Origin of the sequence: Janthinobacterium sp. 344, from assembly GCF_900112025.1 — a bacterium.
GTDB lineage: Bacteria > Pseudomonadota > Gammaproteobacteria > Burkholderiales > Burkholderiaceae_D > Janthinobacterium.
The window spans coordinates 197445-222996 of record NZ_FOKL01000003.1; the positions used below are offsets into that span (position 1 = coordinate 197445).

General features: G+C 65.5%; 30 protein-coding genes and 1 pseudogene. 23 read left to right on the top strand and 8 right to left on the bottom strand.

The window, feature by feature from the left end:
- Positions 1 to 273: 273 nt before the first annotated feature.
- Entirely contained in the window at positions 274 to 1044 is a 771-nt protein-coding gene (locus BM193_RS10445) for a response regulator transcription factor (RefSeq protein WP_254786039.1), read from the top strand.
- A gap of 45 nt (positions 1045 to 1089) precedes the next feature.
- Here the strand turns inward: BM193_RS10445 and BM193_RS10450 are convergent, their stop codons facing one another.
- On the bottom strand, positions 1090 to 1455 hold the full coding sequence (locus BM193_RS10450; RefSeq protein WP_092797672.1) for a gamma-glutamylcyclotransferase family protein: 366 nt from the start codon (positions 1453 to 1455) through the stop codon (positions 1090 to 1092).
- Between the two features lie 150 nt (positions 1456 to 1605).
- Here BM193_RS10450 and BM193_RS10455 point away from each other — a divergent pair, with 150 nt between their 5' ends.
- The 3 genes and pseudogenes from BM193_RS10455 to BM193_RS10465 all read left to right on the top strand — a co-directional run.
- On the top strand, positions 1606 to 2004 hold the full coding sequence (locus BM193_RS10455; RefSeq protein ID WP_092797673.1) for a winged helix-turn-helix domain-containing protein: 399 nt from the start codon (positions 1606 to 1608) through the stop codon (positions 2002 to 2004).
- 81 nt (positions 2005 to 2085) lie between these two features.
- Positions 2086 to 2463 (top strand): c-type cytochrome, encoded by a 378-nt coding sequence (locus BM193_RS10460; protein ID WP_092797674.1) that lies wholly within the window; start codon positions 2086 to 2088, stop codon positions 2461 to 2463.
- A gap of 118 nt (positions 2464 to 2581) precedes the next feature.
- A pseudogene (locus tag BM193_RS10465) lies at positions 2582 to 3007 on the top strand (molybdopterin-binding protein); the annotation flags it as partial.
- Positions 3008 to 3183: 176 nt separating this feature from the next.
- Here the strand turns inward: BM193_RS10465 and BM193_RS10470 are convergent.
- Entirely contained in the window at positions 3184 to 3954 is a 771-nt protein-coding gene (locus BM193_RS10470) for a LytR/AlgR family response regulator transcription factor (protein ID WP_092797676.1), read from the bottom strand.
- Positions 3951 to 5024: a sensor histidine kinase gene (locus BM193_RS10475; protein WP_217638450.1), complete on the bottom strand. Its 1074-nt coding sequence runs from the start codon at positions 5022 to 5024 to the stop codon at positions 3951 to 3953. The genes BM193_RS10470 and BM193_RS10475 overlap by 4 nt, the downstream gene beginning before the upstream one ends.
- A gap of 137 nt (positions 5025 to 5161) precedes the next feature.
- On the opposite strand from BM193_RS10475, the gene BM193_RS28970 reads away from it, so the two are divergent.
- Both BM193_RS28970 and BM193_RS28975 read left to right on the top strand, forming a co-directional pair.
- Positions 5162 to 5575, top strand: coding sequence for a DUF2306 domain-containing protein (locus BM193_RS28970; RefSeq protein WP_217638451.1), 414 nt, complete (start codon positions 5162 to 5164; stop codon positions 5573 to 5575).
- A gap of 51 nt (positions 5576 to 5626) precedes the next feature.
- On the top strand, positions 5627 to 6013 hold the full coding sequence (locus tag BM193_RS28975; protein WP_217638452.1) for a hypothetical protein: 387 nt from the start codon (positions 5627 to 5629) through the stop codon (positions 6011 to 6013).
- A 63-nt stretch (positions 6014 to 6076) separates the two neighbouring features.
- Here BM193_RS28975 and BM193_RS10485 read toward each other — a convergent pair whose 3' ends face one another.
- Positions 6077 to 7582, bottom strand: coding sequence for an anion permease (locus tag BM193_RS10485; RefSeq protein ID WP_092798049.1), 1506 nt, complete (start codon positions 7580 to 7582; stop codon positions 6077 to 6079).
- A 258-nt stretch (positions 7583 to 7840) separates the two neighbouring features.
- On the opposite strand from BM193_RS10485, the gene BM193_RS10490 reads away from it, so the two are divergent.
- The 3 genes from BM193_RS10490 (at position 7841) to BM193_RS10500 (ending at position 11048) form a co-directional block, all read left to right on the top strand.
- Entirely contained in the window at positions 7841 to 9178 is a 1338-nt protein-coding gene (locus tag BM193_RS10490; protein WP_254786041.1) for a cysteine-rich CWC family protein, read from the top strand.
- Between the two features lie 54 nt (positions 9179 to 9232).
- Entirely contained in the window at positions 9233 to 10048 is an 816-nt protein-coding gene (gene tssA / locus BM193_RS10495) for a type VI secretion system protein TssA (RefSeq protein WP_092832315.1), read from the top strand.
- Positions 10049 to 10274: 226 nt separating this feature from the next.
- Positions 10275 to 11048 (top strand): ferredoxin--NADP reductase, encoded by a 774-nt coding sequence (locus BM193_RS10500; RefSeq protein ID WP_092797679.1) that lies wholly within the window; start codon positions 10275 to 10277, stop codon positions 11046 to 11048.
- Positions 11049 to 11124: 76 nt separating this feature from the next.
- Here the strand turns inward: BM193_RS10500 and BM193_RS10505 are convergent, their stop codons facing one another.
- The gene (locus tag BM193_RS10505) at positions 11125 to 12732 is read right to left on the bottom strand and encodes a phosphoethanolamine transferase (RefSeq protein WP_139176114.1); all 1608 of its coding nucleotides are present in this window, start codon (positions 12730 to 12732) and stop codon (positions 11125 to 11127) included.
- Positions 12733 to 13010: 278 nt separating this feature from the next.
- Here BM193_RS10505 and BM193_RS10510 point away from each other — a divergent pair, with 278 nt between their 5' ends.
- Positions 13011 to 13610 (top strand): type 1 glutamine amidotransferase family protein, encoded by a 600-nt coding sequence (locus BM193_RS10510; protein WP_092797681.1) that lies wholly within the window; start codon positions 13011 to 13013, stop codon positions 13608 to 13610.
- 95 nt (positions 13611 to 13705) lie between these two features.
- On the opposite strand, the gene BM193_RS10515 is transcribed toward BM193_RS10510, so the two are convergent.
- From BM193_RS10515 to BM193_RS10525, 3 genes are all read right to left on the bottom strand, one after another.
- The gene (locus BM193_RS10515; protein WP_217638453.1) at positions 13706 to 15184 is read right to left on the bottom strand and encodes a serine hydrolase domain-containing protein; all 1479 of its coding nucleotides are present in this window, start codon (positions 15182 to 15184) and stop codon (positions 13706 to 13708) included.
- A gap of 84 nt (positions 15185 to 15268) precedes the next feature.
- Positions 15269 to 15598, bottom strand: a complete 330-nt coding sequence (locus BM193_RS10520) for an immunity protein Imm33 domain-containing protein (protein ID WP_092797682.1) — start codon at positions 15596 to 15598, stop codon at positions 15269 to 15271.
- Between the two features lie 7 nt (positions 15599 to 15605).
- Positions 15606 to 15986: a hypothetical protein gene (locus tag BM193_RS10525; protein ID WP_092797683.1), complete on the bottom strand. Its 381-nt coding sequence runs from the start codon at positions 15984 to 15986 to the stop codon at positions 15606 to 15608.
- Between the two features lie 333 nt (positions 15987 to 16319).
- On the opposite strand from BM193_RS10525, the gene BM193_RS10530 reads away from it, so the two are divergent.
- From BM193_RS10530 to BM193_RS10585, 13 genes are all read left to right on the top strand, one after another.
- On the top strand, positions 16320 to 16505 hold the full coding sequence (locus BM193_RS10530; protein ID WP_092832317.1) for a hypothetical protein: 186 nt from the start codon (positions 16320 to 16322) through the stop codon (positions 16503 to 16505).
- A 241-nt stretch (positions 16506 to 16746) separates the two neighbouring features.
- Positions 16747 to 16935, top strand: a complete 189-nt coding sequence (locus BM193_RS28305; RefSeq protein ID WP_139176115.1) for a hypothetical protein — start codon at positions 16747 to 16749, stop codon at positions 16933 to 16935.
- Between the two features lie 170 nt (positions 16936 to 17105).
- Positions 17106 to 17273, top strand: coding sequence for a hypothetical protein (locus BM193_RS10535; protein ID WP_254786043.1), 168 nt, complete (start codon positions 17106 to 17108; stop codon positions 17271 to 17273).
- Between the two features lie 67 nt (positions 17274 to 17340).
- Complete coding sequence (locus BM193_RS10540) at positions 17341 to 18354, top strand: ATP-grasp domain-containing protein (protein WP_092797685.1); 1014 nt, start codon at positions 17341 to 17343, stop codon at positions 18352 to 18354.
- A complete protein-coding gene (locus BM193_RS10545) occupies positions 18336 to 19214 on the top strand; it encodes an SDH family Clp fold serine proteinase (protein ID WP_092797686.1) in 879 nt (292 codons plus the stop codon). The genes BM193_RS10540 and BM193_RS10545 overlap by 19 nt, the downstream gene beginning before the upstream one ends.
- Positions 19208 to 19768, top strand: a complete 561-nt coding sequence (locus BM193_RS10550; protein ID WP_139176116.1) for a MauE/DoxX family redox-associated membrane protein — start codon at positions 19208 to 19210, stop codon at positions 19766 to 19768. The genes BM193_RS10545 and BM193_RS10550 overlap by 7 nt, the downstream gene beginning before the upstream one ends.
- Positions 19768 to 20322: a hypothetical protein gene (locus tag BM193_RS10555; RefSeq protein WP_092797688.1), complete on the top strand. Its 555-nt coding sequence runs from the start codon at positions 19768 to 19770 to the stop codon at positions 20320 to 20322. The genes BM193_RS10550 and BM193_RS10555 overlap by 1 nt, the downstream gene beginning before the upstream one ends.
- Positions 20319 to 22085, top strand: a complete 1767-nt coding sequence (locus tag BM193_RS10560; protein ID WP_092797689.1) for an ABC transporter ATP-binding protein — start codon at positions 20319 to 20321, stop codon at positions 22083 to 22085. The genes BM193_RS10555 and BM193_RS10560 overlap by 4 nt, the downstream gene beginning before the upstream one ends.
- 9 nt (positions 22086 to 22094) lie before the next feature.
- A complete protein-coding gene (locus tag BM193_RS10565) occupies positions 22095 to 22496 on the top strand; it encodes a GFA family protein (RefSeq protein WP_092797690.1) in 402 nt (133 codons plus the stop codon).
- Positions 22497 to 22699: 203 nt separating this feature from the next.
- Positions 22700 to 23056, top strand: a complete 357-nt coding sequence (locus BM193_RS29090) for a hypothetical protein (RefSeq protein WP_175533233.1) — start codon at positions 22700 to 22702, stop codon at positions 23054 to 23056.
- Positions 23057 to 23088: 32 nt separating this feature from the next.
- On the top strand, positions 23089 to 23904 hold the full coding sequence (locus tag BM193_RS10575; RefSeq protein WP_092797692.1) for an OBAP family protein: 816 nt from the start codon (positions 23089 to 23091) through the stop codon (positions 23902 to 23904).
- Positions 23905 to 23936: 32 nt separating this feature from the next.
- Positions 23937 to 24185 carry a DUF3297 family protein gene (locus BM193_RS10580; RefSeq protein WP_010398340.1) on the top strand — a complete coding sequence of 83 codons (249 nt, stop codon included), beginning with the start codon at positions 23937 to 23939 and terminating at the stop codon, positions 24183 to 24185.
- 274 nt (positions 24186 to 24459) lie between these two features.
- The gene (locus BM193_RS10585) at positions 24460 to 25545 is read left to right on the top strand and encodes a YjhT family mutarotase (RefSeq protein ID WP_175540812.1); all 1086 of its coding nucleotides are present in this window, start codon (positions 24460 to 24462) and stop codon (positions 25543 to 25545) included.
- Positions 25546 to 25552: the final 7 nt, after the last annotated feature.

Sequence of the window (25552 nt, forward strand, 5' to 3'; positions counted from 1 at the left end):
GTGTCGCCAGTCCCGGCACCTGGGTGTCTCTCCCCGCCCCCTCCCGCGCCACCCGGAACAGGCCGCCCGCAAGAGAAATTGTTGCCGATTATAGGTGCTGACTGGACAGCAAACCTCTTTGAATAGTGAAAAATCTTTTGCATAAAGAGAATTTTTAAAAAACCAAAATAATTACTCTATGACATGAAATTCTATGCAATGCTTTCATCAATTTTTCGACGCACGATGGGTCCCAGCATGCACACTGCAGTGAACAGACAACGTCCGAGACTTTTGCTGATCGATGATTCAAGCTTTGAACAATCGCTGCTGATGGATATGCTTGGGCGCAAGAAATTTACCTTCAGCGCCGCCCGCAATGGCGCGCAGGGCTATGAAATGGCTTTATGGAAAATACCCAACCTGATCCTGCTTGACGTGCGCATGCCGGACATGGATGGACTCGCCGTCTGCCGCCTGCTCAAGGCGAACGAGGCGACGCGCGATATCCCCGTCATCTTCCTCAGCGGGGCGTGCGATGCCAAGGACCGCACGGCAGGCCTGACCGTGGGCGCGGTGGACTACGTCAGCAAGCCGTTCTCGCCGGAAGAGCTGCTGGCGCGCATCGATATCCACCTGATGCTGGCGGCACGCCAGCCCCGGCCCGGCTGTGCGTCCACGCCGCCGGCGCGTTTCCCTGCCGCCTGCCACACCGGCCACGAAGACGTGACCGTGACGGCAGCCAAACGCTACATCCTGGAGTACCTGGCCGAGCCGCCGCCATTACAGGAAATCGCGCGCCGCGTCGGCAGCTACCGCGAAAAGCTGTCGCCGCTGTTCCGCGAACAGACGGGCATGACGATGTGCGAATTCATCCGCCGCAGCCGTATCGAATGGGCGTGCGAACTGTTGCAAAACACGGCCATGGGCATCCAGGATATCGCCATGGCAATCGGCTACAACAGCGGCGGCAACTTCGCCACGGCGTTCCGCGAAATTATCGGCGTCACGCCCAAGCGCTACCGCCGCGCCCAGCTGCCGCTTCTGGAACACGACACCCACTAGGCGCCGCAGTCTGGGCCGGCCGCATCCCCCCACAACGCAGACGCGTCATGGCAAGGCATCGCGGGCATCCACATAGGCCCACGCCTGCGTGCCCGACGCCAGGGTGACGCGCGCGCGCCGGTAGGCGGCCACTTCATAGCGGTCCGCCTGCCGCAACTCCTCGGCCGTGAGGGCCAGCACGGCGCCCGCCACGCTGCTGGCCGGGTCGCCGCTGCGCGAGACGATGGGATGATGCGTCTTGCCGCTGGTCGCCACCACGTGCGCATCGTCGATGGCCAGCTGCGCCAGGCGGTAGCCGGGCAAGGTGTCGGGCTGCCCATCGAGCAGCCGGCCGAACGTGGCCAGCTGCACCTCGGCCTGCTGCAAGGTGCCATAGGAAAACAGCTGCTGCGTCGCTGCGGGTGTCGTCATCTGCCGCTCCTGTCCTGGTTTGTCTGCACGATGTCACGCGCCATATCACGGACAGCATGGCGCTGACGAAATTATAATGGATGCACGCCGCGCGCGCCCCGTGCCAGGCGGTGCGGGCGATATAATGTTTCTTTCAGTGAAAGAGATGCAATGACAGCAAGGATCGCCTTGAAACTGCGCCTGTACCGTGGCGACGACGTGGCCATGGGACCGGGCAAGGCCGACTTGCTGGCAGCCATCCACCAGACGGGTTCCATCAGTGGCGCCGCGCGCAGCATGGACATGTCCTATCGCCGCGCATGGACCCTGGTGGATGTGATGAACCGCAACTTTCGCGAACCGCTGGTGCGCAGCGCCGTGGGCGGCAGCCGCGGCGGCGGCGCGCAGCTGACGGCGGCCGGCGCCCGCGTGCTGGCCCGCTACCGCGCCATGGAAGCAGCGGCCCTGGCCACGGCCCAGGCGCAGCTGGCTCTGCTGGCCGATGAGCTGGTCGATGAGCTGGCCGATGAGCCGGCCATTGAGCCGGCGCAGGATGGCGGCACCCGCTGAGGAACAGCGGACGCTGCAATGGCAGCGCTGGCCCGGCCCTCGCTTCACCTCTGATACACACCATCACGCCATTTACATTACATGAAAATCGTCTCCATCGCCGCATTGGCAATCTTATCTTTAGCACAATCCCCGCTGTCCTTCGCGGACACGCTCAACGGGAAAAATCTGTATGTGCAGCGATGCGCCGTGTGCCACGGCGCCGACATCCGGGGAACCGGACCCTTGGCGAACAAGAGCACGCCTCCGACACCTGACCTGACCACCGCCGCGTTCAAGAAACGGCTGAAGGATTATCCGGGCGTGATCGTGTCATCGGTGATCCTGCGTCCGAATGGCGACCTGATTCCAGCCACTCTGAAAAAGAATGGCGTCAAGATCGCGCCATACGCGTGGCGGGTGAATGATTTTCGCGATTTGAATCAATACATGCTGGGCGTGATTGCAAAAAGCCGCTGAGTCGCGGGCCGGGGCTTGCGGGGGTGGCCGGCCGCGCCCCGCTTGCCAGAACGCTGCGCCGTCCTTACCATGCAGCTTGCCACTCAGGCAAACCAGCTCACCCGGAGGTAGCATGCTGACCAGCGCACGGAATCAACTCGATGGCATAGTCACCGCAGTGCAGCGCGGTGCAGTCAATGATGAAGTAGACATCACACTGCCCGGCGGCGAGAAAATCGTTGCCGTGCTGACCCACGGCAGTACCGAGTCGCTGGGCCTGGCGGCCGGCGTGCCCGCGTTTGCCCTGATCAAGGCCTCGTGGATCGTGCTCGTCACCGATGCGTCGGGCGTGCGCCTGTCGGCCCGCAATCAGTTGCCGGGCACCGTGGACAAGGTCGTGACGGGCGCCGTGAATGCGGAAGTGCAGCTCAAGCTTGATGCTGGACAGGTGCTGGCGGCCATCGTCACGAATGAAAGCGTCAGCAAGCTGGGCCTGGTGGCGGGACAGCGCGCCAGCGCCATTTTCAAGGCGTCGAGCGTGATCGTCGGCGTGAAGATCCCATAAGCCGGCTCAAGCGGCGACGGCGTCGCTGGCCGTGGCCAGTGTTGGCATGAACGCCATAAAACTGGCGCCGCGCGGCGGCTGGCGATCGAGGTCCAGGCGGGCGCAAGCTCGCTTGGCCGCCTGCATGGCGTCAGGTTACTCCTGCCGCGCCGTGCAGCAAAGGAGACACAGCGCCTTCACATCTGCCGGAAATGGTACAGATAGCTGCGGCTGACAGGCAAGGTTTCGCCGTGGCCGCGCAAGTGCAGCACCGCCGTCTCGTTGAGGCCGCGCGTCACGCTGCTGACATAGGCGAGGTTGACGATGACGGAGCGGTGCGTCTGCACGAAACGGGCGGGGTCCAGTTCATCAATGAGTTCCTTGATGCTCTTGCGTATCAGCGCCTCGCCCTCTTCCCACGCCACCAGCGTGTATTTTTCTTCGGCCCGCAGATAGCGTACCTGCTCGACGGGAATCAGGCGCACGCTGCCGCCCACGGAAGCCTTGATCCATTGCAGCCAGGCGGGCGGCGCCGTGCGCTGGCCCAGCCGGCTGGCCAGCTGATCCAGCACGGCATCGAGTTCCTGGCCATGCTGCAGCGGCCCGGCCAGCTGGCGCCGCAGGCGCCGCACCGTGTCGGCCAGGCGGACCGGATCGACGGGTTTCACCAGGTAATCGATGGCGCCCTGCTCGAACGCCTGCAGCGCATACTGGTCGTACGCCGTGACGAAGACCAGGTGCGCGCGGCGGGCCAGCCCGCGCGCCGTCGCGATGCCATCGCGTCCTGGCATGCGGATGTCGAGAAACACGATGTCGGGCCCGTGCAGCTCAAACAGTTCCAGCGCCTCGGCGCCGTTGCGCGCGTCGCCGATGACGTGCAGCTCGGGCCACAAGGCGGCCAGGTGGCTGCGCAGGCGCTCGCGCAGCAGCGGTTCGTCGTCGGCGATCAGGGCGGTAGCGAGTTTCAAGCGGTCTCTCCGGATAGGGGGATGTGCAATTCGGCGCGCACGCCATGCGGCGCCATCTCGTGCAGTTCCAGGCGGGCGCCGGCGCCATATAGGGCCAGCAGGCGGCTGCGCACGTTTTGCAAGCCCGTGCCCGGCTGCGCCGTCTGCGCCATGCCCACGCCCGTATCGCTGACCCGCACGCACATCGTGCGGCGGGCCGCGTCGATGACGGCATCGACGTCGATGCGCCCGCCTGCCACGCCGGGATCGATGCCATGGCGCACGGCATTTTCCACCAGCGTCAGCAGCGCCATGGGCGGAAAGCGCACCATGCCTGCCTGCGGCACGTTCGCGACGTCGAAGCGCAGGCGGTCGGGCATGCGCATGTGCATCAGTTCCAGGTAGGCGCGCACCAGCTGCAATTCCTGCTCCAGGGTGGCGGCCGCATCGTTCAGGCGCGGCATGGCGGCGCGCAGGTAGGCGATCAGCTGGCGCAGCACGGGGCCCGCATTGGGCGAGCCGGAAGCCACCAGCGCCTCGACATTGGCCAGGGTATTGAACAGGAAATGCGGCTCGATCTGCGCCTGCAACAGGCGCAGGCGGGCGTCCAGCAATTCGCGTTCCAGCGTATTTTTCGTCAGTTCCGTCTGCAGGCGGTCGGCCCGTTCGCGCTCGCGCCGCTCGCTGCGCAGGGCCAGCAGGGAAAACAGCAGGCCGAAGACGATCGCCAGGAAGACCATCAGGGCATGGCCGACGAGCGTCTGCGTCTGCGCCAGATAGGCAAAAAACTGGCCCCGCTGCGTTACCAGCGCCGTGACCAGGGCGGCCACGGGCGCCATCAATACCACCGCGCCCACGCGCGCCGCCGCCAGGGGCAGCCAGCGCGGCCGCAGTGCCGGCGCCGCCGAATACGCCAGCAGCAAGGCGGCGCCGATGAAACCGATGCGGCCAAAGACACCCGGATAGGCGGTGCCACTGAGCAGATGCAGCAGCCAGGACAGCAGCAAGCAAAACACCGTCACGACAAGCGCCTGCCGCGCGGTGGGCAAGAGCAGGCTGCGGCGGCGGACGGTGGCGGGCGTGGATGGCATGGCGCCACGATACCCGCGATGCGCCCGCCGTTCAAGCCCTGAAAACCGCCGTTCGTCGCATGCGCGCCCGCTTTGCCGCCGCTGGCCGGCCGGCGCCGGCTATCTTGACGTCTGCTCGATACTGTCAGGAGACACCCATGCCATCCGCCACTTCAGCGGCCACACCGGGCCGGGCGCCGCGCCGGACCACCCCGACGCCATGGTCCGCCGCGGCGCTGGCCGCGGCCGCCCGTTTCTGGTTTATTGCCACCGTCATCGGCCAGCTGATGTTTGCCGCGTATATCGTCGCCCTGTATGGCGGCGCCGCCGCGCGCGGCGATTTCGACGCCTGGAACGCCGTCATGTCGCATGGTCATGTGCCCGGCGATGGCGCGGGCAACGTGGCCACGGGCGTGCATGTGCTGCTGGCGGCCATCCTCATGCTGGGCGGCGCGCTGCAGCTGGTGCCGCAGGTGCGCCATCGCGCGCCCCGCCTGCACCGCTGGAATGGAAGAGTCTATCTGGCCGGCGCCGTGCTGGCGGCCCTCTCCGGCCTGTACATGCTGTGGTGACGCGGCGCCGTCGGCGACACGGCGCAGCACCTGGGCATCAGCCTGAACGCCGTGCTGGTGCTGGTGTTTGCCGGGCTGGCCCTGAAGAACGTATTGCGGGGCGACATCGCCGCGCACCGGCGCTGGGCGCTGCGCCTGTTCCTGGCGGTCAGTGGCGTATGGTTCTTCCGCGTGGGATTGATGTTCTGGCTGGCCGTGAATGGCGGCCCGGCCGGCTTCGATCCCGACACCTTCACGGGGCCCGCCCTGAGCTTCCTGGCGTTTGCCCAGTATCTGCTGCCGCTGGCCGTGCTGGAAGCGTATCTGCGCTGCCGTGATGGCGGCGGCGCGGCGGCCCGCTGGACGGTGGCGGCGCTGCTGGCGCTGGCGAGCCTGGCGATGAGCGCAGGCATCGCCGTGGCCAGCATGGGCATGTGGCTGCCGCGCATGCAGGGATAAATCGGCCGCAGCGGCTATCGCGCGGCGCCCGGCTCCCCGCTCGCAGGGAGCCGGTCCAGCCCGTCACCAGTAGCCGAGCACTTTCCACCACGTGGTGCCGACGACGGCAAAGATCAGCAATTCCACCACGCACATGACGAAGCCGACCCGCCACCAGTTGCCCATGGTGACGAAACCGCTGCCGAAGATGATGGGCGAGGTGCCGGTGGCGTAATGCGTCAGGGTCATCATGATGGCCGAGCCGGCCGTCATCATCAGCATGAACGGCACGTGGTAGTCGGCGGGAATCAGGTGCAGGCCCACCGTCAGGAAGGCCAGCAGCATGGCGCTGATGTGGGCCGTGGTGCTGGCAAAGAAGTAGTGCGAGAAGACGAACACCAGCACCAGGACGCCGGCGATCGGCAGCCAGTCCATGCCGCTGGCGACGATGGCCGCCTTCATGCCGGCCGAGAACCAGGCGATGACGCCCGTCTTGTTGAGCTGCTCGGCCATCATCACCAGCGCGCCGAACCACACGAGGGTATCCCAGGCGCTCTTTTCCGACAGCACGTCATCCCAGTCGATGGTGCCGGTGATGATCAGGATGAACAGGCCGACAAAGGCCACCACCGTCGCATCGAGCGAAAACGCGGGGCCGAACAGCATGGCGGGCACGTTGGCCCACAACACAAGCAGCAAGCCGAAGGTGCCCAGCATGACTTTTTCCGCGGGCGACAGCGGGCCCATGCTGTTCAGTTCCGCCTTGGCGTAGGTGACGGCGTCCGGCGTGGCCTTCAGTTCCGGCGGCGACAGCCAGTAGATGATCACTGGCATCACCAGCAGGCACACGAGGCCGGGCAGCAGCATGCACAGGGCCCAGGTGGTCCAGCTCAGGTGAAAGCTCTGTCCGCTGGCCTTGGCCACGAAGTCGACCACCAGCGGATTGGGCGCCGTGGCCGTCAAGAACATGGCCGAGGTGATGGGGTTGGCGTGGTAGTTGACGAGGGCCAGATAGGTGCCGACCTTCTTTTCCGTGCCCTTGGCCGGGTCAGAATCGAAGGCGTTGGCGATCGACTTCATGATCGGATGGACGATGCCGCCGCCGCGCGCCGTATTACTGGGCGTAAACGGTGCCAGCACCAGTTCGCAGATCGCCAGGCCATAGCCGATGCCCATGGTGCGCTTGCCCAGCAGCGAGATGAACAGCAGGCCGACGCGGCTGCCCAGCCCCGTCTTCTTCAGGCCGCGCGAAATCAGGATCGCCACGACGATCAGCCAGATCAGGGGATTCGAGAAACTGCTGAGCGCATCGGTGATGGCGCCCTTGGATGAGGTCGACGTGACCTGCGACAGCGAGACGATGACGATGGCCATCATGGCCATCACGCCGATGGGCATGACTTTCAGGATGATCGCCAGGATGGTGGTGAGGAAGATCGCCACCAGGCCCCAGGCCTTGGGCGTCAAGCCTTCCGGCGCGGGCAGCAGGAGCATGCTGACCAGCAGCACCGTGCAAATCAGGGCCGGCACGAGCCGGAAGGGAACGGCTTCCTTGAAATGCAGGAACATGTCGCGCACTGTTTTATACATCATATTACCTTTCACTGTGGGCCGGGCATGGTGGCAAGCGACTTCGTGCGTGCAGAATCTTGGGCGGACGCAGGGGACAAAAAGCGCCTTCAAAGATGCCAGATGCCCAACAATTCTGTTCGGCAATATCATACACGCAAGACTTCCCCGCCCCCGCTCCGTTACGGCGCCCCGCCCCGACTATCTTCAAATTTGTTGACCGGCAAGCGACATGTGTCACATAATTGCCCTTTCAGTCGCCAACCAGCCGGGTCCATATTGAATACGAGAAACAGCCATATCGATGCCCTGCGCGGCGCCGCCATCCTGTGCGTGCTGGTGCTGCATTTCGCCCTCGCCTATGGCCTGAAAAACAGCCCGCTCGGCGTTCTGCCGACCTGGCTCTTGAACGCCGCCTACCAGGGCAATTACGGCGTGACCATATTTTTCGTCATTTCCGGCTACCTGATCACCGCCACCTCGCTGCACCGCTGGGGCGACCTGGCGCGCATCGACCTGGCGGCGTTCTATGTCTACCGCCTCGCCCGCCTGCTGCCCGCGCTGCTGCTGGCCCTGGCCATCATCGTGCTGCTGGGCGTGCTCGACGTGCCCTTCTTCGCCAATACGGACGGCGGCAAGGATTTGCCCGCCAGCTACTTCATCATCGCCATCGCCTCCGTGCTGACCTTCTGGCACAACGTGCTGATGCAAGGCGCCGGCTATTTCAATTACTGCCTGAACGTCTACTGGTCCCTGTCCGTCGAGGAAATGTTTTATCTGCTGCTGCCCCTGTCGTGCCGCCTCCTGCGCCGGCGACAGGCGATCATGCTGCTGTGCGGCGCCGCCATCGTGGCCGGCCCCGTCTATCGCAGCTTGCACGCGGACAATGAGATTTACTTCATGTACGGCTACCTCGCCTGCTTCGACGCCATCGCCATCGGTTGCCTGACGGCGCTGCTGACGCGCGACATGCGCCTGGGCGAGCGCGGCGGGCGGTGCCTGCGTCTGCTGTCGGGCCTGGCCCTGGCGCTGCTTTACGTGCGCGGCATCGGCGGCCACGAAGTCTTCGGTTTCACATGGATCGCCGTGGCCAGCGCCGCCTTTCTCGTTGGCAGCGTGACTGGCGAAGCGGGCAAGCCGCGCAGGACCGGTGCGCTGCAATGGCTGGGCCGCCACAGCTACGAGCTGTATCTGTTCCATATCATCGTGCTGGCCGGCATGCGCAACGTGGTCGACAAGGCGGGCCTCGCTTACGCCGAACGCCTGCCGTGGCTGGTGCTGTTCCTTGCCGCGACGGCCCTGGCGGCGGCGCTGGTGGCGCGCTGCGTCTCCGGGCCGGCGAACGCCGCCCTCCGCCGGCGCTTCCGGCGCGCTGCCGAGACGACGCCAGCCGGCGCACAAGCAACCATGGCGGCACGACGCGACGCTCTGCCCCTCCCCGCCCACCGCTGCCCCCTGTGCGGCGGCCCGAACGGCTGCGCGCCGGCCCGCTCGGGCAGTTTCGCCACGGCTTGCTGGTGCCAGACGGCGGCAATCGATGCCGGGGCGCGCGCCCGCGTACCGCCGGCGTTGCGCGGCCAGGCCTGCCTGTGCCAGCGCTGCGGCACAAAAGCGTAGCGCTCCAGCTTGCTATAGTGGCACACTATACTTTTGCCACTTTTTTTCTACACCATGATTCCAGCCCACACCGTCCGTGCCGATGCCTATTTCCAGGCGCAATGCGGCATTTCCTTCGACCAGCTCATCGCTCCCATCGATGCCGACGCGCCAGCCGGCCCCTCCCTGCGCGGCGCTCCCATCTACAACGCCATCCGGCATGCGCGCCAGCGTGAAGACAGCAATCTGCCGCTGGGTTCCTGGGAACATGCGCTCGGGCACACGGACTGGCAGCGGGTGGGCGACATGGCCGTGCAAGTGCTGGCCCGCCACAGCAAGGATTTGCAGGTGGCCGCCTGGCTGCTGCAGGCGCAGCTGCAGCGCACGGGACTGGACGCGCTCGCCCCCGGCCTGGACCTGATCGACGGCCTGTGCCAGCGCTACTGGGACCAGCTGCATCCGGCCGTGCTGCATGGCGACCTCGATGCCCGCGCGAATATCTTCCACTGGATCAATGAAAAGCTGCTGCCGACGGTACGCATGCTCCCCCTGACGCAGGGCTGGCGCGACGGCGATTTCAGCTGGGCCGACTGGGAACGGGCGCAGCGCAACGATCAGATAAAAGAGCAGTTGAAAGCGCACGCGGAGGAACGGGAAGGCCCGGATACGGCGGAATACGGGACGGCGCTGCGCGGCACGTCGAGCGACTGTCTGCTGGCGCGGCAGGCCCGCCTCGATGACGCGCTCGCCAGCCTGCAAGCGCTCGGCGCCACCCTGGACCGGCACTTCGCCGGCGACGCGCCCAGCCTCGCCAAGCTGGCCGCGCTGTTGCGGCAGATGCAAGCGCTGCTGGCCGCGGAACTGCTCGCCCGCGGCGCCATGCAAAAGTGAGCCAGGTCAAGAGACCCCGTCACGGACGCGGGTTTCACGGCCCATTTCAGCCCAAACTTGCCAGTCGCACTATAATGTCGGCACCGCGTGCGGCAACAATGGCGGCGATAGACGGTAACAATTTCGCCTGGAGGCCAGTACAATAGCGTCTGGGCCTACACAGGGTTTCACTTTTGCCAGCAGTTGCCAGCAACTAACCATTTTTTTTGACCAGCCTACAAACACTATGAGTTCGATGAATGAAGAGCGCGTATTAAGCGTGCACCACTGGACGGATACCCTGTTCTCCTTTACCACCACGCGCGACCCGTCGCTGCGTTTCTCGAATGGCCACTTCACCATGATCGGCCTGCGCGTCGACGGCAAGCCATTGCTGCGCGCCTACAGTATCGCCAGCGCCAATTACGAAGACCACCTGGAATTTTTCAGCATCAAGGTACCGGGCGGCCCATTGACGTCGCGCCTGCAGCACTTGCAAGTGGGCGACACCGTCATCGTCGGCCGCAAGCCGACGGGCACCCTGGTGTCCGACTACCTGCTGCCGGGCAAGCGCCTGTACATGCTGTCGACGGGCACGGGCCTGGCGCCCTTCCTCAGCATCGTGCGCGATCCCGACATCTACGAGCGCTTCGACCAGCTGATCCTCGTGCACGGCGTGCGCCAGGTCGACGAGCTGGCCTACCGCGAACTGCTGGAAGAGCACCTGCCGCAGCACGAATTCCTCGGTGAAATGGTCAGCGACAAGCTGCGCTACTACCCGACCGTGACGCGCGAAGACTTCCGCAACATGGGCCGCATCACGCAGCTGATCGAGAACGGCAAGCTGGCCGAAGACCTGGGCTTGCCGGAACTGAACCCGGCCGAAGACCGCGTGATGATCTGCGGCAGCTCGGAGATGCTGCGCGACTTGAAAGACATGCTGGAAGCGCGTGGCTTCAAGGAAGGCAACACGTCGACGCCTGGCGATTTCGTGGTCGAGCGCGCGTTCGCCGAAAAGTAATCTGTCGTCAATCCAGGGGCCCGGCCCCGCCGCTTTCCGCGGCGGCGCCGGGCTTTTTGACATGTCAGCGTGCCGCTCAGCGGGCCAGCGGCGCCCCGCGCTGGTAGTGCACGCCATTCATGTAGCGCTGCACGGGCGTAAAAGCGCTGCTGAGAATGTCGTCCTGCGCCGCATAGTAGCGCGTCTCGATCTTCAGCAGGCCCAGCACGGTGGCGTCGAGCTTGTCAGTCTGGTAGGGCCGGTTTTCCAGCGCGGCGCGCGCGGCCGGCGATGGCGGCAGGTGCTGCTTGCTCCATAGCAGCATGGGAATCTCATAGCCGCTCTTGTCCGACGCGGAATGGCCCGCGTGATTGCGGCTGTAGCCCACTTCCTGCCCGTGGTCGGAAACGAACAGCAGCGAGGCGGCGCGGCCGGACTTGGCCTGCTCCGCCATGCCGATCAGGCTGCCCAGCACGTAATCGCCGTAGCGGATGGCGTTGTCGTACTCGTCGCGCTGGTTGCGTATCCACGTCGAGCGCCCCTGGCTGGCCATCTGCGCGCTGACCACATCGTCCTTGTTGTCGAAATGCGAAAAACGGCTGGGGTAGCGCATGTCGTAGCTGGGATGCGCGCCCAGCAAGTGCACGACGATCAGCTTTTTGGGCGCCGCGTCGGCCAGCGCCTGGCCAAACGGCTGGAACAGGTTGGCGTCAAAATTGTTTTCGCCGCGCCCCGTACCGTAGTTGATGAAGTCGCTCTCATCGGCTTCGCCCGCCAGCATGCCGATCCAGCCATCGTTGCGCGTCTGGTTCGACACCCAGAAGGTCTTGTAGCCGGCCGCCTCGGCCAGCATCAGCAGGTTCGGCTTGGCCATCCACGCATCCGGGCTGGCCAGGTCGGCTGGCGTAAGCATGGACATCATCGATTCGACCGTGCTCGACGCGGGCGAGATCACGTCATTGAAGACCAGCAGATTTGCCCGCATGGCGTCGAGCCGGGGCGTGGTCGCGCGGGCATAGCCGTACAGCGACATCGAGGCGCGGTTGGTGCTTTCGCCGATCACCAGGATGACGGTACGGTCATCCTCTCCCGCATAGCGCACGTTCCACTCGCGCGGCGCGGCCATCGCCGCCGTCAGCGCCCGCTGCATCGCCTGCATGGCGTCGAGCTGCTGCACGTACTGGTGATAGCGCAGCGGCCAGAACAGGACCGGATTTTCGCGCCGCATGGTGGTATTCACGTGCAGCAGCACGAGGAAGAGCGCGAGGAACACGGCAACGCCCTTCTGCGCCCGCCCGGGCACGGCGCTGGCGCGGGCCGCCAGCCGGCCTTGCAGATAGCGGTCGGCCAGCAGCACGGCCGCCGTCACCAGCACGAACCAGGCGGCCGCCTGCGCCAGGGCCATGCCATTGTGCGCGAAAAACTCGGCCGTTTCCGCTTGATCTGTCGCAAACATCGATTGCAAAACCGCGCTGGGATTGGGCCGCATGCCAAAATAGCCACGCAAGAAGCCCTTGACGGCGGCATCGAGGTAAAACAGCGGCACCACGATACGCATCAGCACGCTGATACTGCTGGCCGGCAAACGCCACGCGTGCAGCACGCCACCAAACCCCAGCAGGAACGCCGCCAGCAAGACGCTCAGTTTGAGGCTTTCATTCGCGCTTAGCTGATCGAAGAGGAAGAACAGGAGCAGGCCGGCCATGCTTGGGAGGACGCGGCAAAACAGGATCAGCATGAATACAATAAACAGTCAGAATCAGCGTTGAATGGAACTGCGTGGCGTGGCCCGTGTTGACGGGCCAGCGATTGTAGCGCAGTCCATTGCAATGGATATCATCATTTCGACACGACATGATGCAAGAGAGGCAACGCGCTCCTGACAGAAACTGTCAGCTCCCCTCATTATGCTGTCGTCATTGCACAGCAGCAGCTGCGCGCCACCTACCATCCGATAACAACGGGAAACTACAGGACATTGCCATGACACGCGCCATCACCATCCTCACCGAAAACTTTGCCGATTGGGAAACCGCCCTGCTCAACTCCACGGCCCGTTTGTACTACGGCTTCTATACGCAATTCGCCACGCCGGGCGGCCTGCCCGTGACGTCGTCGGGCGGCATGCTGGTGACGCCGCAACTGGCGCTGGAAGAGATCTCGCTCGATGACGTGGATTTGCTGATGGTGTGCGGCGGCAGCAGCTGGCAAAGCGGCAAGGCGCCCGACCTGGCGCCCCTCTTGCGCGCCGCGCGGGCCAAGGGCGTGGTGCTGGCCGGCATCTGCGACGGCACGCGCGTGCTGGCGCAGGCAGGCGTGCTCGACAATGTGCGCCACACCTCGAATTGCGCCGCGAACCTGGCGGACACGGGCTATGCGGGCGCCGCCCTGTACCAGGACGTGCCCTGGGCCGTGGCCGACCAGCGCGTCATCACGGCGCCCGGCACGGCGCCCGTCACCTTCACGGCCGAAGTCCTGCGCACGCTGGGCATCGCCGACGAGAACCTGGCCGGCTACCTGGCCATGCATGGCGCCGAGCACGGCCAGGCCGGGCGTGCCGGCGGCGCGCGTTCGGCCGCCTGAGCCGCGACGCCGCTCCTGCTGCAAGCCGATAGCGTGCCGCCGGACGATCCCGGCAAGGCACGCGCGCTGATCGACGCCGTGCCGGCCCCGCGAGCCTAGCCGGCAGCCAGGCTGCGCAGCCGCGCGACGGCATGCGTGTTGCCCGGGTCCAGTTCGGCTGAACGGCGGTAATGCGCGATGGCCAGCGCCGTGGCGCCGTCCGCTTCATACGCTTCGGCCAGGCTGTCGTGGCCGTTCGCGCTGGCCGGATACAGCTGCACCGCCAGCCGGAGCACGGCAATGGCCTGCTTCGGCTGCTGGCGCGCCAGCAGCCGGTAGCCCCAGGCATTCAAGTCGTTTTCGCCGGGATCGGGCAGCGCTTGCTGGCGGCGGATGGCCTCCAGCCGTGCTGGCAAGCCGTCGAAGCCGGCCTGGCTGGTGCTTTGGCGCAGCAATTGCGTGGCACGCGCGCCGCCGCCCTGCTGGCGCAAGGCGGGAAGATAGAAGCTGGCCACGGTATCGATCAGCTGTTCGGGCTGGCCGCCGGCCAGGTTGCTCAGGATAATGATGGCCAGGTCGTCGTCCGGATACACATAGAAGGCGGAACGCCCGCCGCCGATGCCCGCCACGGCGCGGTGTGCATCGCGGCCGATGGCAGGCCAGCCCAGCGCCCACGGCGCCCGCTTGCCATCGCTCAGGCTGCTTGGCTGCCACAGGCGCTGCACGCTGGCGGGCGACAGCAAGCGCCCCGTTTGCAGCGCGATGAGCCAGTTGGCCAGCTCGCCCACGTTGCTGTTGATGCCGGCGCCGGCGCGCATGAAGACAGGGAAATCCTCGAGCACGTTGCGGTAGCCCTTGCCGCCATTGCCCAGCACATATGAACTGGCCTTGTTGACGACCACATCCTTCGCATCGCCAAAGCCGCTGTGCGCCATGCGCGCCACGTCGAACTGGCCCCGCTGGATGAAGGCGACGTAGGGCATGCCGGCCTGTTGCTCGATCAATTGCGCCAGCAAGACATAATTGGTCTGGTTGTAGCGGTAGCGCTGGCCAGGCGCGGCCTCCACCGGCAGCGCCTGCACGGCTTTCCAGGCCGCCTCGGCGTCGTCCGGCTGCGGCCCGACCAGCTTGCCCGTAGCCTGGTCCAGCACGTCGGGCAAGCCCGAGGTATGGCTGAGCAGCTGCGTCACCGTCACGGCTTGCCAGGCAGGCGGCAAGCCGCGCAGATACTGGCCGATCGGCGCGGCCAGGTCGGCCTTGCCCTGCTGTACCAGCTGCATCACGGCCACGCCCGTAAACGCCTTGGTGGCCGAATTGATGGAAAACAGGCTGGCATCCGTCACCGGCACCCGGTACTGCAGGCTGGCCAGGCCAAGATTGCGCGACAGCACAACCTTGCCATGATGAATCACCGCCACCTGCAGGCCCGGAATCTGGCGTTCCTGCATTTCGCTGGTGAGGAAAGCAACGATGTCCTGTTCCACAGCCAATCGCTGTGCCGCGCCGGTGGGCGCGGCAGTGGCGGCCAGGACGCCAGGTGGAACGGCGGCGGCAAGCGCCACGGCGAACAGGGCGGAAGAGACACGTATAGTCAAGATGGCGCTTTCGGCAGTCGAAATGGATGGCTAGCATCCCATGCCTGCGTCTCAAGGTCAACGACAACCTTGCCGGTTAGAAAACTATTCTGCCAGCCACACATCCTCGTAGCCTTCACGGTCGAGAATGAACCTGGCGCCGCTGGGCAGGGCCAGGTAGTCGAGCACTTGCGGCAGCATGTCCTGCAAATGCGCGGCATGCAGGGCCTGATAGAAATCCAGTGCGCCGCTATGTTCGCCGCAATGGATGAACCAGCTGATGGTGCCGTTTTCCGGCAGTTCGATGCGCGTGCCGTAGATGGGGGACTGCGCCAGGCTGCCGATGGCCACGGCCACCATGGCTTCCGGCGGCTGCGACGGCAAGTTGTACTTGTCGCAGATGCGCTGCTGTTTTTCGCTCACCAAATCGTTCATCGTTTTCTCAGGACCCCATATAGTTGTACTGCAGCCGCGGCGCGTCGTCGGGGCCGGACATTTCCAGGTGCAGGATCGCCTCGGCCGGCCGGCCGTCGGCCAGCAGCAGGCATTCGAGGCCCAGCGTGCCGCCCTGCGTGGCGTACACATCGACGGGCGGCCTTGCGCCCTTGCCGGGCGCGAAAGCCGTCGCCAGCGGCGCCAGCGACAGGGCCTGGCCCGCCGCCACATAACTGTCGAGCATTTCGACCAGTTCCTCAGCCAGCGCGGGCGACATGGCCCGGTCGCGCTGCAGCGCAACAGGATCGCGCCGGTCCAGCGTCTCCACGAACGCCGTGGCCAGCGCATGTGCCTGCCGCCGCCGGGCGTCGCTCACTGCCTTTTCCATGCATCGCCTTCCAATGTTTCACCGGGCGCCATTATAGTGCGTCGCCACGCTTTCCTGCCATTCATTTGCCCGAATAATCGCGCCGCATGCACCGCAATAGTGCAGCGCAATAATATACCGCCGGCCAGATATTTAAATCATGCAATTTTAATTTATCAAATGCCAATAACATGAAAGCCACGCGTGATATTTGGTGAGTTTCTTCAAAAATATATCCCCGCGCACGTTTCATATTCAAGTTGACGCCTATTTATTCCAGCGCTAATATCGACTGGCCATACACCATGGCATACAGCGCAAGCAGTACTTAACCATCACAAGAGGATAGTACACATGCAAAACCAACCAAAATTGTTCGCTTTCAAGCTCGCTGAGAAACAGGTTTCAACCCCGCCTGCGCCACCCGCCGAATGGAAAGCACGCGACGGCGTCGCCCTCGCCGGTTGCAGCGAGGTCGAACGCTTCCAGTACCGCTACAGTTCCACCGTCAATTCCCGCGATACCGGCCAGTTCTGCTGACCGCCTTACCAGCTTCCATTCAATTGATAGCGGGAATCTCATTTAATTCCCGATGCCAGCATGCTTGCGCCAATTACGGCGCAGTTTCTCCCTGCGCGCGCAATTATTATCAGCGAAACCTTATTTTAAAAACTTCCTGATTTACTGATTGACGCGGCGTTTTTTAAAAATTAACATTTGCCAGCCAAATCCACTGGCATTCAAAACAAGCGCTACTTCACCATCACAAGAGGAGAGTACGATGCAAAACCAAACCAAGTTATTCGCATTCAAACTGGCCGAAAAACAGGCTCAAAAACCAGCGGCGGCTGCCACCGCCTGGAAAGTGCGGGACGGTGTTGCCGTGGCTGGCTGCACGCTGGTCGGCGTCCACGATCAATACCGCGACTCCCCCCGCCTCAAGCCCATCGACGGGGGCCAGTACTGCTGATCATCGCCGCGTCGCCACCCCCGCCCGGCGCGGGGTTTCCCACCCTCCCGTCTATGCACTGACGCCAAGCGCGGCACGGCGTTAGCCGTGCGCGCTTCAGGAATAGGCGGGATGCCAACCATCACAGGAAGACAGAAACCATGCAGAAACAGAATCAGAATCAGACAAAATTGTTCGCATTCAAACTGGCGGAGCAAAAGGAACAGGACAAGCCTGCCATGCCGGCGCCCTGGAAGGTGCGCGACGGTGTCGCCGTGGCCGGCTGCACGGCTGTCGACAGCGAGGAGCAATACCGCTATTCGCGTATCGGTGCGAGTGACGGCGGCGATTTCTGCTGATATTGGCGCCCGCTGAAAGCCTTGCCCTGGCAGGGCTTTTTTCTTTTCTTTCGCTGCAGGGTCCTGAATGCACAAAAAGATTTTGATTATCAGCCATAGCGGCGACTTGCATGCCGACCTGGTCACTGCCATCCTGGCGCAACGGGGCCATGCGCCCTTCCGCATCAACCTCGACGCCTTTCCCCGCGATTACCAGCTGAGCCAGACGGTGCAACATGGCCAGGCTGGCGCGCGCGTGCGCCTGCTGCCCGACGGCGACTGGCTGGACCTGCGGCAAGTGGGCGCCGTGTGGCTGCGCAAGCCTGCCGAGTACGCCTATGCCAGCGCCGACCTGACGGCGCAGGAACGCGCCTACGCCAAGCTGGAAACCCGGCAAGCCATCTTCAGCGTGCTGTACGCGCTCGATTGCTACTGGCTCAGCCATCCGCTGGCCCTGCGCGGCGCGCAGTGGAAAGGCGAGCAGCTGGCGCGCGCCGCACGCATGGGCTTCCGCGTGCCCGCCAGCGTGATCACCAACGTGGCCGACGATGTGCGTGCCCTGCGCGCCGCCGTTGACGGTCCCATCATTTTCAAGGCCATGTCCACGCCCAGCCTGGCCGCCGAAGCCGTGGAGGGCGCCGAACGGGTCAGCCGCGGCATCGGCACCACCATCGTCGACGATGCCATGCTGGACAGCCTCGATGCCGTCAGCGAACTGAGTTGCCAGTTCCAGGAATACATCGCCAAGCAATACGAGCTGCGCATCACCGTCATCGGCAAGCGCCTGTTTGCCGCGCGCCTGTATTCGCAGGACGATGCCCGCACGGCCGTCGATTCGCGCGACATGTCGGCCCCCATCCGCTACGAGGCCTGCACCTTGCCCGACGACATACGCCAGCGCTGCCTCGATTTCGTCCACAGCTATGGCCTGGAATACGGCGCGCTGGACCTGATCGTCACGCCAGACGGCGAGTATGTTTTCCTGGAAAACAATCCGGTAGGCCAGTTCCTGTATGTCCAGCAACTGGTTCCCGCCCTGCCCCTGCTGGAAAGCGTGGCCGATACCCTGATCGAAGGAGCGCTATGCCACAGCCGGACCTGAGCCAGCTCCCCGTCCACCTGCGCGCGCTGGAGCTGGCGCGCGACAGCCGCGCCATCGTCCTGGCCGCATCGCACCTGGACATGGAATTGCTGCCCGCCCTGTATGAACTGTGCCAGGGGATCGGGCGCGTGCCCCGCCTCGACGTGGTGCTGCACGGACGCGGCGGCATCGTCAACGCGGCGCGCCGCATCGCCCTGGTGCTGCGCCAGCATGCGCGCCACCTGAGCTTTATCGTGCCCTTCCATTGCGAGTCGGCCGCCACCCTGCTGACCCTGGGCGCGGACGAGATCATCGCCGGCGACCTGGCCCTGTTTTCGCCCATCGACCCGCAGCTCGACGGCGCCGAAGGCGGCGCGCTGTCCAGCCTGGACATCAAGCGCTTCGGCGACATGGCCCGGCAGTGGTTCGGCGTCGATGCCAGCGAGGCGCGCCAGCAGTCGCTCGCGCTGCTGTGCGGCAGCATCTTCCCGCCCTCGCTGACGGCCTTTTACCGCACCACCCTGGAACTGGCGCAGATCGGCGAGGAATTATTGGCCTGGCAATTGCCCGACGCCACGCAAGAGGCGCGGCGCGCCATCGTCGAGCAGCTGGTCAACGGCTACCACTCGCACAACTATGCGCTGACGCGCGAAGAGCTGGCCGGCCTGGGCCTGACCATGGCGCGCGATGCGCAGGCCGAGCGCCTGGGATGGCTCATCTCGACGCAGTTGCAGGCAAGCATAGGCGGCGCGTTGCGCAGCGCGCCCGATCAACCGTGGAACGACGCCCTGCTCGCCTCGCGCGATGGCGTGCAGCTGCGGTGCCAGCGCCCGGGCGGCTTCGCGCCCCTGTGGTCGACGGCTGGGCAGCCGCCATGCTGACGCCCTTGCTCGCCCCGTTCCTCGCCCCGTCGCTGGCCGCGCTGCTGTCCCAGGTGGCGCGCTATGTCATCGCCTTGCTGCTGCTGGCGGCCGGCGTGGGCAAGCTGCGCAGCTACGGCGCATTTCGCGGCAACCTGGCCACCTCGTTCGGCCTGCCGCCAGCCACCGCCGCCCTGGCCGCGCCGGCCCTGGTGGCGGCCGAACTGCTGCTGGCCGCCTGGCTGCTGGCCGGGCCGCTGCCAGGCGCTGGCGCGCGCCTGCCCATGCTGCTGGCGCTCCTGCTGCTGGGCACGCTCACGGCCGTGCTGGCCTACCGCTACTTCACGCAAAACGTGGTGCGCTGCAGCTGCTTTGGCGAAGCGGCGCGGCCCGTGTCGCACTACGACCTGCTGCGCAACGTGCTGGTGGTCGCCATCAACGGCGCCTATTTTGCGCTGGCGCCGGATGCGGCCTTGCCTGCGTCGACGGCCTGGCTGGCCGCCGGCCTGGCCTCCATCGTCTGCGTGGCCGCCATTTCCCTGCACGACATCGCCACCTTGGCAAAGGCGCACTGATGGATTCCACGACTTTACAACTGGTGCTGGCGGCGCTGGCGTTTGCCATCGCGGGCAACGTGTGGCTGAGCCTGGCCGTGCTGCGCGCCAGCCGCCGCGAGCGCGTGCCGGCGCTGGCGCTGGAGCCGGGCGCATCCTTGCCCGCCGTCCAGGCCCGCCCCCTGCTGGGAGGCGCGCGCTGCCAGCCGGGCGCCCCGGGCCAGCCTGCCGTGCTGCTGTTCCTGGCCAGCCGCTGCCCCAAGTGCCAGGAAAAGCTGGCCGGCATCGAACAGTTGCTGCCGCTGGCAAGCGGCGCGGGACTGGCGCTGTGGCTGCTCAGCGAAGAACCGGCCCGCCGCCTGCGCGCCTTCTTGCCCGGCAACACCTTGCGGGCGGCGACGGCGCGCCTTGCCCTGCGCGACTACCGGCAACTCAATCCCACGATGAGTTCGCCCTCCTACGTCTTCGTCAACCACCTGGGCAGCGTGGAAGCGGCCGGCCTGATCGGTGATGCGGACTGGCTGGCCCTGGTCGAACAATTGCATGGCGATCGCGCCGAGGAGCGTGCCGCATGAACAGCTTCGCCCCCCACCTGGAGCGCCTTCGCCTGCTGTACCCCGTGCGCTGGCGCATCGCCGCCGGCTTGCTGTGCATGGGCCTGACGGTGGCCGCACAGCTGGCTTTCCCGCAGGGCATCGCGTATTTCGTCGACAACGTGGCCGTCCTCACGCAGCGCGGCGTCACGCCCGGCATGGTCGCCGCCATGCTGGCCTTCAGCCTGCTGTACGCGCTGGCGTCGGCGGCCCGCTTCTATCTGCTGCAGTCGGGCGGCCACATGATCGTGATGGGCGTGCGACGGCGCCTGTTCGACGTGGTGATCAACCAGCCCATCGCCTTCTTCGACAAGCACCATGGCGGCGAGCTCAATAGCCGCCTGACGTCGGACGTCTCGGCCCTGCATGAAAGCCTGACCATCGGCGCGGCCAATGCCTTGCGCTCGGTCGCCGTGTTTATCGGCGGCATCGCCATGCTGCTGCACCTGTCGCCCATGCTGAGCCTGCCCCTGGCCCTGTTCATTCCCATCAGCCTGTACTTCGGCAAATTAACCGGCAGTAATTACCGCCAGCGCGCGCGCGCCATTTCCACCAGCCTGGCCGCCAGCGGCAAGGTGGCGCAGGAGTATTTCGCCCATGCGCGCCTGGTGCAGGCGTTCAACCAGCAGGGCGGCGCCATGGCCCGCTACGCGCAAGCCATGCAGCAGCTGCTGGGCGTGTCGCTGGCCGGCACGCGGCTGCTGGCCGTGTTCCAGGGCGCGCAGGGCATGCTGGCCTTCGTTGCCCTGCTGACCACCCTGTGCTTCGGCGCCCACCTGATCGGCCAGGGCAGCCTGACGGTTGGCGAGCTGACGGCTTTCGTCATCTATGCCAGCATGGTGACGGACACGGCCGGTTCCATCAGCGAGTTCTGGAACACCTGGATGCGCACCATGGGCTCGACCGACCGCATCTTCGACATCCTGCGCAGCCACCGCCCCGTGCCCGCGGCGGCGCCGCAGCCGCCGCTGGCCGGCCATATCGCGCTGCGCGAGGTGCGCTTTTCCTACCCTGAACGGACGCAGGCGACGGCGCTCGACGGCGTCAGCCTGGCCATCCGCGCGGGCGAGAAAATCGCCCTCGTGGGCGCGTCCGGCGCGGGAAAATCCACCATCGCCAGCCTGGTGCTGGGCCATTATCAGCCCGGCGCGGGCAGCCTGCTGTTCGACGGCATCGACGCGCGCACCTTCGGCGTGGCGCAATTGCGCCGGCAGATGGCCGTGGTGGAGCAGGAACCGGCCCTGTTTTCCTGCAGCATCGCGGACAATATCGCCTTTGCCGTGCCGGACCGCGCCGTGACGCGCGCGGAAATGCAGGCGGCGGCGCGCCTGGCGCATGCGCACGATTTCATCACGGCCTTTCCGGACGGCTACGAGACCCTGGTGGGCGAACGGGGCGTGCAATTGTCGGGCGGGCAGAAGCAGCGCATCGCCATCGCCCGCGCCATCCTGCGCGCGCCGAAGATCCTGATCCTCGACGAAGCCACCAGCGCGCTGGACGCCGCCAGCGAACAGCTGGTGCAGCAAGCCCTCGATACCCTGATGCAAGGGCGCACCACCATCATCATCGCCCACCGTTTTTCCACCATCGTCAAGGCGGACCGCATCATCGTCATGGAGGATGGCAGGATCGGCCAGCAAGGCACGCATGCCGAGCTGCTGCGCGCGGGCGGCCAGTATGCGCGGCTGATGCAACAGCAGCTGTCGCAATTCCAGCAGTTGCATGACAATACGGCCACGCTGTAAAGTGGCGCCATGAAAAAAACCTACCAGGGCAGCTGCCACTGCGGCGCCGTGCGCTTCGCTGCCGACATCGACCTGGCCGCGCCCAGCGTGCGCTGCAACTGCTCGTTCTGCCTGAAGGTGCGCTGCTGGGCCAGCCAGGTGCCGCCCGGCGCGTTCCGCCTGCTGGCCGGCGAGGCGGACTTGAGCCAGTACCGCTTCGGCGCGCGCCGCGAAACCCATTATTTTTGCCGCCACTGCGGCGTGCGCCCGTTCGGCCGCGGCGACTCCCCGCGCAGCGGCCCGTTTGTCGGCATCAGCGTCAATTGCCTCGACGATGCCTCCATCGCCGAACTGGCGCAGGTGCCCCTCGTCTTTGTCGATGGCTTGCACGACGCGTGGGAGGCGCCGCCGCGCGAGACGCGCTATCTGTAAACCATCTGCAATGTCATTGAGAAATGGTTGTCAATCACCACGGAGTTTTCCTACACGGAGGCAAGTGGTGTCCCTATGGCTAGGCCGGCCGCACGCAGCGAGAATGACCTCAACGGCGCAACACGGCGCCGGATGACAGCAGGAGCATCCGCCACGCCATACGGCATGCGGATGATCATTCATCAACCATAGGGGAAATGACCATGACTTCGAACAGCAACGACCGAAGCGGCAGCCAGTCGGACAAAAAGCAGTCGCAGCAATCGGGCAGCCAGCAGTCGGACAAGCAGTCGGGCAGCCGCCAATCGTCGGGCGGCACGCAGGGCGGCACGCATGAGCAGCATGTGGAAGCGGGCCGCCAAAGCCACAAGAATGACGCCGACAAGCAGTCTGGCTCGCAACAATCGGGCCAATCGGGTTCGCAGCAGTCCGGCCAGCAATCGGGTCAGGGCCGCGGCGGCAGCGAACAATCGGGCGCCGGCTCCGGTTCGCGCGGCGGCACGCATGAGCAGCACGTGGAAGCGGGTCGCCAAAGCCACAAGAACGACGACAAATCCTGACAGCGCCAGCCCGCCACGCCCGTGACAGCGACATGGCCGCCATGACCATGCTGGCCATCCTGCCGTGTTTGCTTCTTGCCGCCTGCGGCGCCAACAACACGGCATCGAACGTGGACGCTCCCGGCACACCGGCCGGGACGTCCACGCGCGCGCTGGAAGCGGGCGCGCAGGCATGGCAAGCCAGGCCGCCCATCGGGGCGCTGAACGCCTATCTGGATGGCTTTCATTTCTACAATGGCAACATGCGTGGCCAGATGGAAGCGCACCACTATTGCGCCATCCTCAATGAGGAACTGATCCAGTGCGTGATCTACGACGGCAATGTCCAGGATGCCAAGCTGATGGGGGTGGAATACATCGTCAGCGCCAGGCTGTACCAAGGCTTGCCGGCGGCGGAAAAGGCCCTGTGGCACAGTCACGTGCATGAAGTCACATCGGGCCAGCTGATCGCGCCCGGCCTCCCCGCCGTGGCGGAAAAGGCGCTGATGCAACAACTCATCGCCACCTATGGCAAGACTTGGCATACCTGGCATACGGACCTGCACAAGACCTTGCCCCTGGGCGTGCCGCAGCTGATGATGGGTTTTACGGCCGACGGCCAGGCCGATGCCGCCATGCTCGCGGCGCGCGACCGCCGGTTTCACATCGATTCCGCCGACAAGCGCCGCCAGCGGGCAGACATCCGCGCGCCCGCCATTCTTCCTGGCGCCGATGCCTGGCAGCACGGCAACGTACTCCAGCTGGCCGACCCCGCTGGCACGGCGCATGGCGCGCCTGCGCACGACGCGGCGCCCCTGCCGAAGGGGCCGTTTCGCGGCCCGCCCGCCAGGCGGCCACTGTCCCGTTGATCGGATCGGCATTCTGGGCGATAATACCGCCCATGAACGATACCACCACCTTACCCCCATTGCCCGATCGCCTGTCGATCGACCCGAGCAGCCCTTACCACGTTGCAGCCGTGTTCGAAAACGACGTCGGCATCCGCTTCAACGACAAGGAACGCCTTGACGTGGAAGAATATTGCATCAGCGAACGCTGGATCAAGGTCGCTTCCACCAAGTCGCTGGACCGCCGCGGCCGTCCCTTGCAAATCAAATTGAAAGGCAAGGTCGAAGCGTTCTACCGCTAAGACGTGCCGCTCCGGCCAGGCGCCCCGCGCCCTGGCCGGCGTTTTTCCGCTCCGCCATCCGCCTTGCCTCGCGCTGTTCCTGCACCTTTTCCCCGCTGCCACCCGCGCCGTTTTCACCTCGCTGCAACTTTTTCGCCACTTTTTTCATTTAGCCAAACAAGTTGTTTGACATCTGATATCTTACTCTGCAATACTTGCTTCATCGGTTCAGTCATTCGGAACCGCAACAGCCCAGCCGAGAACATTCACGATGCTACCGCCAGACGCCACAACGATGACCGCGCAGTTCGACACCAGCTGGCCCGCCTTCCCCGTGCCCCTGCGCGAGGCGGCCGGCGCCGCGCTCGGCGGCCAGCTGTATGCGGGCCTGGGCAGCGCCGGAACGGCCTGGTACCGCCTCGATACGGCGCACCGTGCCGCCGGCTGGCAGCGCATGGCGGACTTTCCCGGCACGGCGCCCGCTGGCGCGGCTTGCGCCGCCAGCGGCCCATACCTCTTTCTCTTTGGCGGCGCCATCACGCCCGCCGGCCACGGGGCCTGCCAGTCCGGCGCCGTCTGGCGCTACGACAGCGTGGCCAACAGCTGGCGGCAGCTGGACCTGCCATTGCCGCTGGGGCTGCTCGGCGCCTCGGCCCTGGCGCAAGCGGACGGCAGCATCGTGCTGTTCGGCGGCTACCACCGCGCCCAGTTCGACGACTTTTGCCAGGCCCATGCGGCCGCCAGCGAGGCCGAACGGCCACAGTTGCTGCGCGCCTACATGGCCCGCCCCGTCGCCGCGTTCGAATGGAACCGCCACCAGTGGCGCTTCGACCCGCGCCAGGGCACCCTGCACGATGAAGGCGCGCTGCCGTTTGCCGGCACCTGCGGCGCCGTCGCCATCGACGCCAACGGCGCGGCCATCCTTGCCAGCGGCGAAATCAAGCCGGGCCTGCGCACGCCGCTGGCCTGGCATGCGCGCCGCGATGGCAGCGGCTGGGACCGGCACGCCTTGCCGGACACCGCAGCCGGCGTGCCGCAGGAAGGCGTGGCGGCCGCGTTTGGCGGCCGGTGCGGCGGCATTCCCGTGATCGCCGGCGGCACGCATTTCATCGGCGCCAGCGCCAATTATGCGCAAGAACAATGGCACGCCCATGCGGGCCTGGCCAAGACCTGGCGCCGCGAACTATACGGCTTTGACGGCCGCCAGTGGCGCGGCCTGGGCCTGCTGCCGGCGCCGCGCGCGCATGGCCTGTCCTTCCAGGTGGGCAACAGCCTGCTGCTGGTGGGCGGCGATACGGATGCCGGTGCTGCCATCCTGGAAACCTTGGCAATAACGTTATCGAACGGCCCCGGCCGTGATACCGTGTCGTACCCTGCTTAATTAGTGA